The 15,157-nt window shown below is 62.1% G+C and carries 19 protein-coding genes and 1 pseudogene; 19 read left to right on the forward strand and 1 reads right to left on the reverse strand.

Annotated features, from left to right (window positions below):
- From VEB01_RS03640 to VEB01_RS03730, 19 genes and pseudogenes are all read left to right on the forward strand, one after another.
- Positions 1-128, forward strand: a pseudogene (locus tag VEB01_RS03640) (IS630-like element ISCARN102 family transposase); the annotation flags it as partial.
- A complete protein-coding gene (locus VEB01_RS03645) occupies positions 103-531 on the forward strand; it encodes a DUF4410 domain-containing protein (protein ID WP_324872944.1) in 429 nt (142 codons plus the stop codon). The pseudogene VEB01_RS03640 and the gene VEB01_RS03645, both read left to right, overlap by 26 nt.
- Before the next feature lie 23 nt (positions 532-554).
- Complete coding sequence (locus VEB01_RS03650; protein ID WP_324872906.1) at positions 555-1,214, forward strand: TMEM175 family protein; 660 nt, start codon at positions 555-557, stop codon at positions 1,212-1,214.
- A 3-nt stretch (positions 1,215-1,217) separates the two neighbouring features.
- Entirely contained in the window at positions 1,218-1,592 is a 375-nt protein-coding gene (locus VEB01_RS03655; RefSeq protein ID WP_324872908.1) for a hypothetical protein, read from the forward strand.
- A gap of 34 nt (positions 1,593-1,626) precedes the next feature.
- Positions 1,627-3,561 (forward strand): esterase/lipase family protein, encoded by a 1,935-nt coding sequence (locus tag VEB01_RS03660; RefSeq protein ID WP_324872910.1) that lies wholly within the window; start codon positions 1,627-1,629, stop codon positions 3,559-3,561.
- Complete coding sequence (locus VEB01_RS03665; protein WP_324872913.1) at positions 3,558-4,562, forward strand: Lnb N-terminal periplasmic domain-containing protein; 1,005 nt, start codon at positions 3,558-3,560, stop codon at positions 4,560-4,562. Before VEB01_RS03660 ends, VEB01_RS03665 begins: the two co-directional genes overlap by 4 nt.
- 140 nt (positions 4,563-4,702) lie before the next feature.
- Positions 4,703-5,224: a hypothetical protein gene (locus tag VEB01_RS03670; protein WP_324872915.1), complete on the forward strand. Its 522-nt coding sequence runs from the start codon at positions 4,703-4,705 to the stop codon at positions 5,222-5,224.
- Positions 5,225-5,472: 248 nt separating this feature from the next.
- Positions 5,473-6,495, forward strand: coding sequence for a transporter (locus VEB01_RS03675; protein ID WP_324872917.1), 1,023 nt, complete (start codon positions 5,473-5,475; stop codon positions 6,493-6,495).
- Positions 6,496-6,835: 340 nt separating this feature from the next.
- The gene (locus VEB01_RS03680; RefSeq protein WP_324872919.1) at positions 6,836-7,540 is read left to right on the forward strand and encodes a hypothetical protein; all 705 of its coding nucleotides are present in this window, start codon (positions 6,836-6,838) and stop codon (positions 7,538-7,540) included.
- Entirely contained in the window at positions 7,480-8,502 is a 1,023-nt protein-coding gene (locus VEB01_RS03685; protein ID WP_324872921.1) for an HAD family hydrolase, read from the forward strand. The genes VEB01_RS03680 and VEB01_RS03685 overlap by 61 nt, the downstream gene beginning before the upstream one ends.
- A gap of 170 nt (positions 8,503-8,672) precedes the next feature.
- Complete coding sequence (locus VEB01_RS03690) at positions 8,673-9,161, forward strand: hypothetical protein (protein ID WP_324872923.1); 489 nt, start codon at positions 8,673-8,675, stop codon at positions 9,159-9,161.
- Complete coding sequence (locus tag VEB01_RS03695) at positions 9,125-9,310, forward strand: hypothetical protein (RefSeq protein ID WP_324872925.1); 186 nt, start codon at positions 9,125-9,127, stop codon at positions 9,308-9,310. Before VEB01_RS03690 ends, VEB01_RS03695 begins: the two co-directional genes overlap by 37 nt.
- 97 nt (positions 9,311-9,407) lie before the next feature.
- On the forward strand, positions 9,408-10,151 hold the full coding sequence (locus VEB01_RS03700; RefSeq protein WP_324872928.1) for an AIM24 family protein: 744 nt from the start codon (positions 9,408-9,410) through the stop codon (positions 10,149-10,151).
- A 138-nt stretch (positions 10,152-10,289) separates the two neighbouring features.
- On the forward strand, positions 10,290-11,087 hold the full coding sequence (locus VEB01_RS03705) for a sulfatase-like hydrolase/transferase (RefSeq protein WP_324872930.1): 798 nt from the start codon (positions 10,290-10,292) through the stop codon (positions 11,085-11,087).
- Positions 11,080-11,853, forward strand: coding sequence for a sulfatase-like hydrolase/transferase (locus VEB01_RS03710; RefSeq protein ID WP_324872932.1), 774 nt, complete (start codon positions 11,080-11,082; stop codon positions 11,851-11,853). The genes VEB01_RS03705 and VEB01_RS03710 overlap by 8 nt, the downstream gene beginning before the upstream one ends.
- 60 nt (positions 11,854-11,913) lie before the next feature.
- Entirely contained in the window at positions 11,914-12,774 is an 861-nt protein-coding gene (locus VEB01_RS03715) for a bile acid:sodium symporter family protein (protein ID WP_324872934.1), read from the forward strand.
- 334 nt (positions 12,775-13,108) lie between these two features.
- Positions 13,109-13,501 carry a Rap1a/Tai family immunity protein gene (locus tag VEB01_RS03720; RefSeq protein WP_324872936.1) on the forward strand — a complete coding sequence of 131 codons (393 nt, stop codon included), beginning with the start codon at positions 13,109-13,111 and terminating at the stop codon, positions 13,499-13,501.
- Between the two features lie 43 nt (positions 13,502-13,544).
- A complete protein-coding gene (locus VEB01_RS03725; RefSeq protein WP_324872938.1) occupies positions 13,545-13,835 on the forward strand; it encodes a YMGG-like glycine zipper-containing protein in 291 nt (96 codons plus the stop codon).
- Positions 13,836-13,842: 7 nt separating this feature from the next.
- A complete protein-coding gene (locus VEB01_RS03730; RefSeq protein ID WP_324872940.1) occupies positions 13,843-14,490 on the forward strand; it encodes an OmpA family protein in 648 nt (215 codons plus the stop codon).
- A gap of 405 nt (positions 14,491-14,895) precedes the next feature.
- Here the strand turns inward: VEB01_RS03730 and VEB01_RS03735 are convergent.
- A partial coding sequence (locus VEB01_RS03735; RefSeq protein ID WP_324872942.1) for a transposase occupies positions 14,896-15,157 on the reverse strand: 262 nt, incomplete at its 5' end.

Raw genomic sequence — 15,157 nt, forward strand, 5'->3', positions numbered from 1 at the left:
ACCTGACGCGCGAAGTCGCTGCCTGGGAAACCCGCCGGAATACCGTCCGCGCCAAAATCGATTGGCGTTTCACCACCGACAATGCGCGCATAAAGCTCAAGCATCTTTACCCTTCAATTCAACCTTGATGAAGCAGTAGGCCAACCGGCACCACGGGTCGGCGACCTGGTGATCAGGGGTTATTTCGTAGCCGTCGACAAAGGCAGCGCCGGCGAGCGTGTGCTGGTCGGGTTCGGCTCCGGGGCCGCCGAGCTGAGGACGGTGGTCGAGGGCTATCTAATGACGGCTCAGGGTCTGCGCCGAGTCGGATCGGGCCAACTCCAGGCCGGGGGTAGCAAAACACCGGGTATGCTGGTGGGCGTTGCCGCCCTTGCCGCAACCGGCAATCCCATCGGCCTTATCGTCGGCGGTGCGTCGAAACTAAGGGGGGAAAGGAAAGGCTCGGAGACGATCGAAGGCGCCGCCCAGCGGACCGCCAAGGAAATCGCTGACCAACTGCGGGTGAAATTCAGGGAGCAGGGCTGGATTTAAGTGATAACTTGCGAGACTGGACGATGCCCAAAGAACGCCTATCGCCGAACTCCTCCGGAATCTTCAGCCTCGACCGCTGCAAGGCGCTGGCCGATGCCGTCGTTGCCATCGTCATGACGCTGCTGGTGCTGAGCATCGACGTTCCTTCCGATCACCGCTTTTCCGAAGACGGGCTGTTTGCGTTTCTGGAGCGTATCGGCTTCGACCTGTTCATCTACGGGGTCAGCTTCTGGTTGGCCGGCACGTATTGGGTCCAGCACGCCGCGATCATGCATCATTTCCGGCAAGGCAGCCGAATGCTCGCCTGGCTCAACCTGCTCTTCCTGTTCCCCGTCACGCTGCTGCCGTTCGTCACGAAACTCAAAAGCGTCTATCGCGAGGAGGCGTTGGTGATCCTGCTGTTCGGCGCCGTGCAAATCCTCATCGGGCTCGCTCTCATCGCGCTGTGGACTTATACAGTGTCCCATCCCCACTTGCTGATCCGCCCGGTCGAAGCCGCCGTCCGGCGCCGCGTGACCCGGCGCATGTTCATGAGCCCTGTCATGGTCAGCGTGGCGGCCATCCCCATTTCGTTCGTGAATGTGCATCTCGGCACCCTGTTCTTTCTCAGCATCCCGCTGTATTACCTGTCCCACCGCGTGATCGACCGAAGTGGGTCCGATCCCGGCATGAACGGAGAATGACCGATGGCCAAGCCCTGCCGGTTTTGCCGCCGAAGCCAGGCCCAAGACGCCACGGTCGCGCGCAATGCGGAAATGGGCTTCGAGAAAGGCAAGCTGGTCTTCATTCTGGAAGACCCCGACGGCATGCCTTGGGCCGATTCTGTTGAAAAAGTCATTCAAAGCGGCTCATCGGCTCGAATCCGCACAGATTTGATTTTTTGCTCATTGCAAATTCAAGAGCTTACGATGCGCGAATCGTTCAGGATGACCTGGAAAGCACTTATGATGCGTGCTCTGAGACAGCATGTCGCTATAAACCGTAACCGTTTCTCCGCGAGGGCGGCAGATGATCCCATCGTTTGCCCACGCGGACCAGCACCGGCAAAGCCGGTGAGTTAAGCCGCGCGATCGCGGGCAAACGACAAGGAGTGGTATGAAGGCTTCGAAGCATTCAGCCAAGCAGCAATGGCTCGTGCCGACCGTGCTATGGATTCTGAGGCTCACCTGCCTCGCGTTGGTCCTTTCCGGATGCGCGACGCCGGTTGGCGTGAAGCACGTGGACATCCAGACCGCCTATCGCATTCATACCGAAAGTGCGCTCTCGGCGGAGCAGGCGTCGGAGCCCTCGAAAATGGTGCTCAGGCGCTTAGACCTCCTGGATCGGTTCGGCGCGGAACCGGCCAAGGTGCTCGCCGAACTGCATCGCGGGCTGAGCCCCAAGGGCGACGACGACCGCCTGTTCGCGCTGGCGGAGCTGTCCTTTCTCCATGCCGACCGCACGGGCGATCGGGCGTATTTCCTGGCTTCGGCCGTGTACGCCTGGGCGCTCCTGTTTCCGGACGACGCCACCGGCACGCCTCTCCAGCCCTCGGACCCTCGCTTCCGGCTGGCGTACGATCTCTACAACCAGGCGGTCGCGAAAGGCTTGGCCGCCGTCCGCGGCAAGGGCGTGGACAAGAACGAGGTGCGGCTGGCGCCCGGCGTGCACAAGCTTCCATTCGGGACCTTGGCGGTCACCCTGAACGAGTCAGGGCTGTGGTGGGGCGGCTACCGGCTCGAGCGATTCACCCCGACCACGACCCTGGAAGTCCGGGGCCTCCGGAACCGCTACCGCAGCCCCGGGCTCGGCGCCCCCTTGGCCGCGAGCCTCGCCGCGGGACCCGCGTCGATGAAGGTCGTCGGCTCGGAACGCCTCGGACCCCGCATCAAGGTCCCGGTCACCGCGCTGCTGCGTTTCGAGCACGCCCGCGCCAGTCTGGCCAGCGGGCAAGTTCTTGGGCGTATCGAGGTTTACGCGGCGGACCAGGCCTCGACGGTGACGGTCAACGGACGGGAACAGCCCCTCGAATCCGACCCGACGGCAGCCCTCGCCTATCAGCTCGAAGGCAGCCCGATGTACGCTGCGGAGATCGCCGGGTTCCTCCGGGGCGGCGCCTTCTCGGGCATGCTCCCGCGCGATCGGGCCCAGGACGGACTGTTCATGATGCAGCCTTACCGGTCCGGGAAGATTCCGGTGGTGCTGGTGCACGGGACGGCTTCCAGCCCCGCCCGCTGGGCCGAACTGTTCAACGAACTTCAGGGCGATCCGCGCATCCGCGAGCGGTTCCAGATCTGGCTCTTCCTCTACGATACCGGCAACCCCATCGCCTACTCGGCGGGGCGGCTGCGGGCGACCCTGACGGCCGCGGTGCGGGAGTTCGATCCCGAGGGCAAGGACCCGGCCCTGCGCGACATGGTGGTGATCGGGCACAGCCAGGGCGGGCTCCTGACCAAGTTCACCGCCATCGACAGCGGTACCCGGTTCTGGGACCGCATCAGCAGCAAGCCGTTCGATTCGATCCAGGTCGGTCCCGGAGCCCGCGAGCTCCTGCGGCAGTCGGCGTTCTTCACCCCCCTGCCCTTCGTCGGGCGGGTAGTGTTCGTGGCGACCCCCCATCGCGGCGCCCTGCTGGCCTCGGGCCGGATCGGCGCCATCGCGGCCTGGTTCGTGACCTTGCCGGTGGGAGTGGTGAGCCAGTTTGCCGAGGTGGTCACCTTGACCGGGGATGAGAAGCTGATCGCGCTCCTCCGCCGGCCCCCGACGGCGGTGGACAACATGAATCCGAACAACCCCGGTCTCAAAATCCTGGAGACCATCCCCGTGCCGTCCCGGATTCCGGCCCACTCGATCATCGCGGTGGAGGGCGATGGCCCGAAGGAGGAGGGAGACGACGGCGTGGTGGCCTACCGCAGTGCCCACATCGAGGAGGCAGTCTCCGAGTTGGTGGTCCGATCGGATCACTCGTGCCAGGGAAAGCCCGAGGTCATCGAGGAGATCCGGCGCATCCTGCTCGAACACGCGGCGGCATTCGAGGGGAGTCGTCCATGAGGCGCCGGATCGGCACGATCATCGTTCTGGTCTTGGCCGGCCTCGTGATGGCCGGCGCCACCGGCTGGGGAGCGCTGGTCCTTTATTATCTTGGGCCGGGATCGGCCGAAGTCCGCACGGCGGCGGCCTGGAGCTTTGCCGCCATCGGACTGGTGGCTTTGGTCGCCCTGTTCGTCCGGCGGACGCGCCGGCTCGCGGGAGTAGGCTTTGCCGCGGCCCTCGCGCCGGTCCTGGTCGTCTGGGGCGGCGCGACGCCCTCCAACGACCGCGATTGGCAACCCGAGGTCGCCGTGCTTCCCTATGCCACCCTCGACGGCGATCTTGTGACCGTCCACAACATCCGGAATTTCGACTACCGCACGGAGACCGATTTCACGCCCGCCTACTATGACCGCACCTTTGACCTCCGGCGTCTGGACCGGATCGATCTGGTCGCCTCCTACTGGATGGGTCCGGCCATCGCCCATTTGTTCCTGACCTTCGGCTTCGGGGGCGATCACCTGGCCATCTCCATCGAGGTACGGAAGGACCGCACCAGGCCCTATGCGACGCTCCCCGGCCTCTTCCGGCAGTACGAGCTGGTGTACGTCGTCGCCGATGAGCGCGACGTCATCCGGGTGCGGACGAACTACCGGAACGATCCGCCGGAAGACGTTTATTTGTTCCGGGTGATCGGGCCGATCGAGAACGGCCGCCGCATCTTCCTGGACTACATGCGCGACATCAACGAACTGCGTGAACATCCCCGCTTCTACAACACGCTCACGACCAACTGCACCACCATGATTCTCACCCATGCGGCCGTGAATCCCGGCCACATCCCTTATTCATGGAAGGTGCTGCTGAGCGGGTATGCCCCGGAGTACGCCTACGAGAGGGGACGCCTCGACCGGAGCCTGTCTTTCGAGGAACTCAAGCGGCGCTCGCATATCAATGCCGCGGCACGGGCGGCGGACCAGGCGCCGGACTTTTCCCGGCGGATCAGGGCCGGCTTTCCGTGACAAGGAAACTGCTTCAGAATGCGGGAGTGAGGATGAACGCAGCGGCGAAGGCGCCGGGATCCATCGTCACGATGAACCGATACGCTCCCGCTTCTCTATGCAATGAAAATTTCACAACCACCCAAGGATAGGAGTAACGCATGAAAACCAAACTGTTGTCCCTCGCATTCGCGGTCGCAGCGATCAGTCTGCCGGTGATAAGTCACGGGGCACAAGCCGAAACAGCCACAACCGCAGCCCCCGCCGCCGAAAATACCGGGCAAGACGCACTCGCCCTGTTTCGCGCCAGTACCCGTATAGACAGGCGGGATTTCGTCAAGCAGTCGATGAATCTGAGCGAAGAACAAGGCAAGAAGTTTTGGAGCCTGTATCACCAATACGAAGCCGACTTGATGAAGCTGAACGACAAACGCTTAGCCGTGATCAAGGATTATGCGGATACCTTTGAAAACATGAGCGAGTCAAAGGCCGACGAACTCGTCAAGCGTTCCCTCGATTTTCGCAAAGCGCGGACTGCGCTGCTCGATAAGTACTACGGCAAAATCGCAAAAGCGACATCGAAGGTTGTCGGAGCACGGTTTCTACAAGTGGAAAGCGTCTTGCAGGGAGCCGGGGACGTGGTTGTCGGTTCCTCAATCCCCTTGATGCCGAAAGAGCGCTAGAGCCGCAGGGCGGGTTGGGTGCGCGCCATGAAAACCATGGCCGGGCTCGGAAGCTCGACGCGCACCGCAACCCATTTTTGGGGATGGTCGAGGAATAGCCATGGGTCTGCAGGTCGAGGGGCCGACAGGCGCCGATTCGCGTTCCCAACGCAGACCTTGCATATCGAGAGCTTTCCGGAAGCAAACCCGGCCATCCCGCCCGATCAATGACAGCCTCCCTGCGAACCTCGCGTAAATCCCGGGAAAGCATGACCGGTTCTTCTGATCCGGTTGGACTGGGGCCAAGCTCGGAAGGACCCATCCTGTCGCAAGAAGCTGCCGGAACTTCAACGCGGCATCCCGCGAAATCCCGATTCCGCAGCGTCCTTGCCATCCGGCTGGGCGCGGCATCGCTCGCCGCCGCGGCCTCCGGCGCAAACGGACAGGACCTCGAACCCAGGACCTACGCCAACACCCCGGTCGGCCTCAATTTCCTGATCGTGGGCTACAGCTACCTATGGGGCGGCGTGACCGTCGATCCCACGATCCCTCTGGAAGACGCCAAGCTCCAGGCCCACGGCGCCGTGTTCGCCTATGCCCGTTCGCTGGACGTATTCGGCCAGTCCGGGAAATTCGACGTGATATTGCCCACCGCCTGGCTGTCCGGCACCGCCAGCTTCGCCGGCCAGCCTCGGGAGCGCGATATTTCCGGGTTTGCCGACCCGAGATTCCGTTTCTCGGTCAACCTCTACGGTGCCCCGGCGCTGACCCTGGCCGAGTTCGCCAACTACGAGCAGGACGTCATCGTCGGAGCCAGCGTGCAGGTATCGGCCCCCGGCGGCCAATACGATCCCGAGAAGCTGGTGAACCTCGGCACCAACCACTGGTCGGTCAAGACCGAACTGGGCGTCTCCAAGCGCTGGGGACCCGTGACCTTGGAGCTGGCCGGCGAAGGGACCTTCTATACCGACAACACCGAGTTTTTTCCCGGCCACCAGACCCGTTCCCAAGATCCTATCTATGCAGTGCAGGGACATCTCATCTACAGCTTCGGCGCCAACATCTGGGGCTCGCTGGACGGAACTTACTATGCCGGCGGCAGTACCAGCATCGATGGTGGACCGCACCGGAACCTTCAGGAAAACACGCGCATCGGCGCCACGCTGGCATTGCCGATCAGTCGGAACCATTCGGTGAAACTGTACGGGAGCACCGGTGTCTCGACCCGCACCGGCAGTAATTTCGATTTGGTGGGTATCGCCTGGCAGTACCGCTTCGGAGGGGGACTTTGAGGCTGCCGCGCCGAGTGAGCAGGTACCTCAACGCTGATGGATTTTGGTTCGACACGTCTTTGCAACAAAAGGAGAACACGAATGTTTCCGAAAGCCAAATACGTCCCAGATCCAAACGGCCCGGCCAAAACACGCCTACTGCTCGCGCTGCTCGCCACGGCGGCCGCGAATTCCGTGCTCGGAGCGGAACCGCCGAGGCCGATCCCTGGGCCTTCAATCTCAACCTCTACATGTGGCTGCCCGGCGTGGGCGGCAAGTTTTCCGCGAGGCCTTTGAACAAATCTGTCGACGAGACCTTCATCGACTCGTCGACGCCTCGCATCGCTTCCCCTTGGGGTTCATGGGCTGGTTCGAAGCTCATTGCGAGCGTTTCGGATTCTATCTGGACGGCAATTACGTGGATCTGGATTTCGAGCCCCGGTTCGATCGGGGAATCAGCAAAGGCTTGTCGAGCCAGTTGAGCGTCATGGAGTATGGCGCGATGTACCGCCTGTTCGGCCCGGCCGCCTCGGAACGCATCGCCCGCTGGGACGAGAAACCGCGTTCCAACACGATCGAGCTTTATGCTGGCGGGCGCACCATCTGGCTGGACAACCAGGTCGAATTCAGGGGCATCGGCAGCGCCTCGGCCAGCAAGAGCCTCACCAGTCCGGTCATCGGCGGCCGGTTCACGGTGCAATTCAGCCCGAAATGGTTCGTCTTGGTGGACGGCAACGGCGGCGGCTTTGGCGTGGACAACATCGACTTCGCCGGGTCCGTGCTGGGGCTGGTCGGCTACCGCACCACCCTATTCGGCGTGCCCGCCTCGATTGAGGCCGGCTATAAGGCCCTGCGCCTGGACGTGAGCAAGCGCATCATTGAAACCGATGTGACCCTGAGCGGTCCGTTCCTCGGGCTGACGGGCTATTGGTCGAAATCAAGACAAGTTGGGCAAGTACTCATGCCCGATTCAGCGGGCCTGAGGAATAATTGGAGAAGCCACCCATGCGCATCGTTCTGTCCTTCCGGACCATGTTTCGGCCGTTCATTGTTTTCCTGGGTTTGATCCTGTTGACGAGTGGAGTCGCTCTCGCCGAGTGGAAGGCCGCCGACCCGCTGCCCTCCTGGAACAACGGCCAAACGAAGCAAGCTATCCGGGCCTTCGTAAAGAAGGTGGCCGATAGGGGGAGCACCGATTACGTTCCGCCCGCCGAACGCATCGCCGTGTTCGACAACGACGGCACCCTGTGGGCCGAGCAGCCGCTGTATTTCCAGGGACTGTTCGCGCTGGACCGGGTGAAGGCCCTGGCGCCGCAACATCCCGAATGGAAGGAGCGGCAGCCTTTCAAGACCGTGCTGGAAAATGATCTGACGGCACTCGCGGCCGGCGGCGAGAAGGGACTGGTCGAACTCCTTATGGCCACCCATGCCGGCATGACCACCACCGAGTTCGAGGCCATCGTCACGGACTGGCTGGCAACGGCCCGGCACCCCAGGTTCCGGCGGCCTTACACCGAGCTGGCCTACCAGCCCATGCGGGAACTGCTGGCGTATCTCCGCGCCAACGGGTTCAAGACCTATATCGTCTCCGGCGGCGGGATAGAGTTCATGCGGCCATGGGTCGAAAAGGTCTACGGCATCCCACCCGAACAGGTGGTGGGGAGCAGCATCGAGACGAAATTGGAGCTGCGCGACAGCAAGCCGGTGCTGGTGAGGCTGCCGGAGGTGGATTTCATCGACGACCGGGCGGGCAAGCCGGTGGGCATCCACAAGTTCATCGGGCGACGGCCCATCGCCGCCTTCGGCAACTCGGACGGCGACCTTCAGATGCTTCAATGGACGGCGGGTGGCGAAGGGGCGCGGCTCATGGCGCTGATCCACCACACCCACGCTGAGCGCGAATGGGCCTACGACCGCGAATCGTCCGTCGGCCGGCTTGACCAAGCACTCGACGAGGCGAAGACCCGCGGCTGGATGGTGGTGGACATGAAGTGGGACTGGAAGCGGGTGTTTCCGTTTTCCGAGTGATCCGAGAAAGCTTTGGATGTGCACGCATTCAAGACACGGACCGAGGTCAAAAAGCTGTGTTCGGAGTATCTAAGTGGGTATGTACAGGACCAAAGCCAAGTAGGGGCGGATGCCGGGTCTGGCTATAACTCCCAAGCGGAATGCAAGATAAAGAATTAAGGAGTACAGGTATGGTCAAAACTGGAATAAGACCGGAAAGAAATCCTCTGAATCCAAGACTGGGTTTGAGTCTGCTGTGGCTTGTAACGGCGCTGGTGGCCGCCTGCGTGACGACGCACCTCAAGAATTCCTGGAAGGACCCGCAGTTTAATGATGTACCGTTTCGCAACGTCCTGGTCATCGGGGTCAGCCGCAGCGACGCGAACCGACGTATGTTCGAGGACGGTTTAATACAGGCGCTGCGCGCATCCGGAACCGAAGCCTCGGCGAGTTATTCCCTGCTGCCGGAGCAAGGTCCCCTGCCGAAAGAGAGAATCAAGCAGGCGGTCGCAAAGACCGGCGCCGATTCGGTATTGGTCACCCGGGTCCTCCGCGCGTGCAACGCAAGGTGGACGTCAGCCTCGGTTACGTCGCCCCCGGTGGCTACGGCGGACGTTTTTACGGTTGGTACGGGGCGACCTGGGTGGCCGCGCCGGAAATCCACGCGTATGACGTTCTGACCATCGAGTCGACGCTGTGGGACATCAGGCGCGAGCAAGCGGTGTGGTCGGGAATCAGCGAGTCGACCGACCCGAAGGATGTCACCAAAGTGACCCAGGAGTTGGCTGAAGCGCTGATCGCCAAGATGAAGGAGGACAAGGTGTTGTGACCTACGCCAAAGCGGTTCCCTCTCGAAGGAACTCGACTTCACGAAGTCTTCTAGCCCATCGAACCGTTCGCCCGACCGGGCACGGAGGAGTGCACGCATGACCGCATCCCCAAACGGCGCCGCATTGCCTGTCCATTCGCTGGCGGGATTCCTGCGCGAGAGCGGCGAGGAAAAAGCGATCACGGGGAACTTCACACAGGAATCGGAGCGCATACTCAGGATCGAAGTGGATGGCGGTGTCTGGCTCAAGCCGGGCGCCGCCATCGCTTACCGCGGCGATCTTCGCTTCGAACGGCTGCCTACGCTCCAGGGCCGGAACCTGAAAGACATGATCCGGCGCGAGCTGGTGCCCTTGGAGCGTGCGATTGGCCGAGGGCGGCTCTACTGTGCGTACCGTGGATGGCATCTTCGAGTGCTGCGTCTCGCGGGCGAAACCCTGTGCGTTTCGGCGAAGGAATTTCTCGCCTTCGAGGAAACCCTCGAACACGAGATATTCCTGGTCGGCAAGAGAATCGGCCTCACCGCGGGCGGTCTATTTGGAGCGAGGTTCTCCGGAACCGGTGCCCTGGCGTTCGCCGTCCACGGCAGTCCGCTGACGCTGCCGGTGACCCCGGCGAATCCGGTAAGTACCGATCCGCACTCCACCCTGGCCTGGTCGGACGGGCTTGTACCGGAGTTGAAGATGGATCTGAGTTGGCGCTCGGTGTTCCGGCACGGAGGTCGCGAACCCTTCCAGATGTTCTTCCAGGGCGAAGGGTTCGTCGTCGTCCAACCGGCTGAAGACCCGGCCCGGTTCCGGCTGAAAGGAGGCAGGTGGCTGAAAGCCCTGCTCAAGGTGTAATCGCTCGGCGCTGCGCTCAAATCGGGCAAGACATCGGTGCAATCCGAGGCCGCGCGGCCAAGGTCGGAGGCGGTCAATCTGGATGACCTTGTACCGCGCCGCTCCCCGTGACAATCGCCTAGCTTCAAGGAGGTAAGAATGGCGAATCAAGGCACACCCGCGAAGGACAGACCGAACATTCTCGTCATCTTCGGCGACGACATCGGCATCACCAATCTCAGCTGCTACAGCGACGGAGTGATGGGCTACCGCACGCCCAACATCGACCGTATCGCGCAAGAAGGCATGCGCTTCACCGACTCCTACGGCGAGCAGAGCTGTACGGCGGGACGCTCCGCCTTCATCACCGGGCAGAGCGTCTTCCGTACCGGACTGTCCAAGGTCGGGGTCCCGGCCGCCACCGTGGGTCTCCAGGCAGAGGACCCGACTATCGCCGAGTTGCTCAAGAATCAAGGCTACGCCACCGGCCAGTTCGGCAAGAACCACCTCGGCGACCGCAACGAGTACCTGCCCACCGTCCATGGCTTCGACGAGTTCTTCGGCAACCTCTACCACCTCAACGCCGAAGAGGAACCGGAACTGTCCGACTATCCGAATCCGAAAGACTTCCCGCACTTCCACGAGCGATTCGGCCCCCGCGGGGTCCTCCGCTGTCACGCGACCGACACCGACGACCCGACGGTGGACCCTCGCTTTGGTAAGGTCGGCAAGCAGAAGATCGAAGACACAGGCCCTTTGACCAAGAAGCGCATGGAAACCTGCGACGACGAGTTCTGCGCCGCCGCCAAGGACTTCATCAAGCGCCAGCATGGAGCCGGCAAACCCTGGTTCTGCTGGTTCAACACGACCCACATGCACCTGCGCACCCATCCCAAGCCCGAGAGCATCGGACAGGCCGGCCGGTGGCAATCCCCCCTACCACGACACCATGATTGATCATGACAAGCTGGTGGGCGAGATGCTGAACCTCCTGGACGAACTCGGCATCGCGGACAACACCGTCGTCATGTACGGCACCGACAACGGGCCGCGCATGAACACCTGGCCCGACGGTGCCATGACCCCCTTTCGCAACGAGAAGAACTCCAACTGGGAGGGCGCCTTCCGCATCCCGCTGCTGCTGCGCTGGCCCGGCAAGATCCCGGCGGGCGTGGTCTCCAACGAAATCGTCCAGCACCACGACTGGCTGCCGACGTTTCTCGCGGCGGCGGGCGAGCCGGATGTCGTGGAAAAGTGCAAGAAAGGCCACCAGGCGGCGGGCAAGACCTTCAAGGTCCACATCGACGGCTACAACCTGCTGCCCCACCTGACCGGCCAGGAGCCGAAAAGCCCGCGTCAGGGCTTCATCTACTTCAACGACGACGGCGACCTGGTCGCTTTGCGCTACGACAACTGGAAGGTGGTCTTCATGGAACAGCGGGTTGAAGGGACCCTGCGCATCTGGGCCGAGCCGTTCGTGCCGTTGCGGCTTCCCAAGCTCTACAACCTCAGGACCGATCCGTTCGAGCGCGCCGACATCACCTCGAACACTTACTACGACTGGTTCCTCGACCATGACTACATAGTGTTCGCGGCGCAGACGATCGCGGCCGAGTTCGTGGCGACGTTCAAGGACTTCCCGCCGCGCCAGAAGGCGGCCAGCTTCACCATCGACCAGGCCCTGGCGAAGATGAACGAGGTTGCCGGCGGCGGCGGACGCTGAGCGCCTGCGTATGCTGAAACTACCCCACGGACACGGCCGAAGAACGCGAGAGAGACGGTCATGAGCGTGGCCGCACTGCTATTGCTCGCGGTGAAGGTGAGCATCGTGCTCATCGTCTTCGGCCTCGGTCTCGCCGCGAGTCTCAAGGACGCGGGGTATCTGTTCCGGAGACCCGGGCGGCTGGTTCGGTCGCTGCTGGCGATGAACCTGGTCATGCCGCTATTCGCGGCGGCGCTCGCGGCCAGCTTCGAGCTACATCCAGCGGTGAAGATCGTCCTCATTGCGCTGGCGGTGTCGCCCGTTCCGCCGCTCCTCCCCAAAAAGGAGCTCAAGGCGGGCGGGAGCGCTCCCTATACGGTCGGATTGCTGGTCGCGACGGCGCTGCTCGCGGTCGTGTTCGTGCCCATCGCCGTGGCGCTGCTCGGGAAAGCTTTTGCGATACCCGCGCGAATGCCGGCGGCCGCCATCGCCAAGCTGGTGCTCATCACGGTGCTGGCGCCGCTTGGCTTCGGCATGGCGGTCCGGCACTGGGCGCCCGGGTTCGCAGAGCGGATCGCCAAGCCCATCGCCCTGGCGGCGACGGTGTTGCTCGCCGTCGGCGTCCTGCCGGTTTTGTTCACCGCGTGGCCGGCGATCGTGTCCTTGATCGGCAACGGGACGCTCGCCGCCATCGCCTCTTTTGTGGCCGTGGGACTGCTGGCAGGCCACGGACTCGGCGGCCCGGACCCGAACGATCGCACGGTGCTGGCGCTGTCCACCGCTTCCAGGCATCCCGGCGTCGCCTTGGCAATCGCCCACGCCAATTTTCCGGACGAGAAGCTGGCACCCGCCGTGGTTCTGCTGTATCTGATCGTGAGCGGGATCGTGTCGCTTCCCTACCTCAGGTGGAACCGGCGCCGCCACGCCGGTATCAAAGCGTGAACCGGACCGAGAGGAATCAACCGGGATAGATTCCAAAACCTTAGATCAGCCGAAGCTCCAACTAGGGATATGACCGAAAACAATGTTCCGATTCCTGCCGATTCCTGTGTCTGGCGTAGGGTGGGTTAGGCGCGCATCGCACGGAATCGGCAAAGTTCCTGTGGTGTTTCCGTGCGCCGTAACCCACCAGGCAAGGCCGCGAAACCGGTGGGTTACGGCGCGCAGGGAGGCCTGCGGGCACGGAATGGTTTGTGACGGTGCGCGCCTAACCCACCCTACAATCGTTTTTGAGTAAAACGGGATTTATTGGCGACCAAATCCTAGGAGGGTCATCATGCGAGTTAAACCCCTGAGACGCCACGGAATGACAGTACTAGTGAGCCTGATTCCCGTTTCGTACGCCTCGGCCGTTACGGAGCAGGACTTTCTGGCTCGAAATACCCAGGAGCTGATCAATCTTTGTACGGCTCCTGCAGACGATCCGCTCCGCGTAGCCGCTGTCCATTTTTGTACCGGTTACCTGGTGGGCGCCTACCACTATCACGAGTCGATCTATTCGGGACCCGGCAGCCAACCGCTCGTGTGTCCTCCCAATCCCAAGCCGACTCGCCAGCAGGCCATCACCAATTTCGTTTCCTGGGCAAAAGCCCACCCGGAATACAACCAGGATCGGCCGGTGGATGCGATGTTCAGATACATGATCGAAAAGTGGCCCTGCCAGCGATGAGCCGCTGCGAGCCGATCATCGAAAAGATCTTAAGAGGTCCGTTATGAAACGAAGAATTATTTTGAGTTTTTGGATAGCCCTCTCCGTGTCGGGCTGCGCCGATATGACATCGACCCAGCAGCGGATGCTCAGCGGCACCGCCGGTTCTACGGCGGCCGGTGCGGCGATCGGCGCCATTGCCGGGAATGCCGGACTCGGTGCCGCGATCGGTGCGGGCACAGGCCTGGTGGGAAGCTATTTGTACGACCAACACAAACAGGCCGAACAGCGCGCTTACCAGCAGGGTTATCAGCAAGGTCGCCAGCCGCAGCCGCAAACTCCGACCGGGCCGTGAGTATGGCGTGTTGGTGCAATCCGGTTCGACGCCGATCGATGACGCGCCGCCAGCGGAAGCGACTCTTGCTGTTATTGGGCCTGATCGCGCTGCTGGCGTATTTCATGAGTCGGAGAGCGCCGACGCCGACTCCGTCCACCGCACCCATAACTACCGTACCCGCGCCAACAGCGCCCGGAGTCTCCGGGTCGATCTGGGGGCCTTCATGGACAAGAAATTGCCCAATGGCGTGACGCTTCACATCCCCGCCAACGGCGTCGAGAACAAGTTGCTCGCCTTCATCGAGGACAAGAGCAAGCAGGTCAGTCCGAATACGTGGTTCAGCTTCGACCGGGTGGAATTCGACACTGACGCGTCCACGCTCAAACCTTTGTCGCAGCAACAACTGCGCAACATCGCCGAAATCATGAAGGCCTATCCACAGGTGACGATGAGGTTTAGCGGCTACACGGACAATACAGGCAATCCGGAGCGTAATCTGCAGCTGTCGCGCGAGCGCGCAAACAGTGCGATGAATCAGGTCGTGGCGCTCGGGATCGATTCATCGCGGCTGGCGGCCGAAGGGTATGGCGAGCAGCATCCGATAGCCGACAACGCCACGGCCGAGGGACGCCAGCGCAACCGGCGGGTCGACATCAATGTGAGTGCGAAGTAGGTCTCAATAGCAAGGAGTCTCATCATACTGCGCTCGGATCCGTTTGAGGCGGGCGATGACGGCACGCTGTACTACGACAGACGGTTTGCCGATCACGTCTTTCCGCAGGTGCCTGCACAACAGGTCGCGGCGAGGTGGCTCGAGAGCTTCAAGGAGTTTCCGATCAGGCAGAGGCCCGCGAGCTTCAACCTGGATCAAGTGATCGAGCAGCTCATGCCGAAGACTTAGCGCTCGGCAGTCTGCACAGCAGCGGCGGTTATACGGCCGCCGCCCCTGTGATTGGAGACTGCAAGACGCAGTGAGTACGAAACTAGTAAAGCATCTGAAGCGGGAGGCATATGAGATCGCCAAGAAGGCGCGAGAAATGATTAGGGGTGTCAAGTTAAGTGTGTAACTGGGATTAGTTCATAGGGTGACGCGATCGCCCAGCAGGATCACGAAGTGGTTCAAAGCCCGCTTCCAGTCCTGGATCGGCATGGTCCATTTCTTCTCGATCCGCTGCAGCCCAAGGTACAAGACTTTCAGGATCGCCTCATCGTTCGGAAACGCGCCGCGGGTTTTAAGCAACTTACGCAGGCTGAAGTTAAGCGATTCGATGGCGTTGGTGGTGTACAGCACTTTGCGGGTCTCCGGCGGATAATCGAAGAACACGGTCAAGCGCGTCCAA

It is taken from the genome of Methylocaldum sp. (assembly GCF_035627495.1).
Lineage (GTDB): Bacteria > Pseudomonadota > Gammaproteobacteria > Methylococcales > Methylococcaceae > Methylocaldum.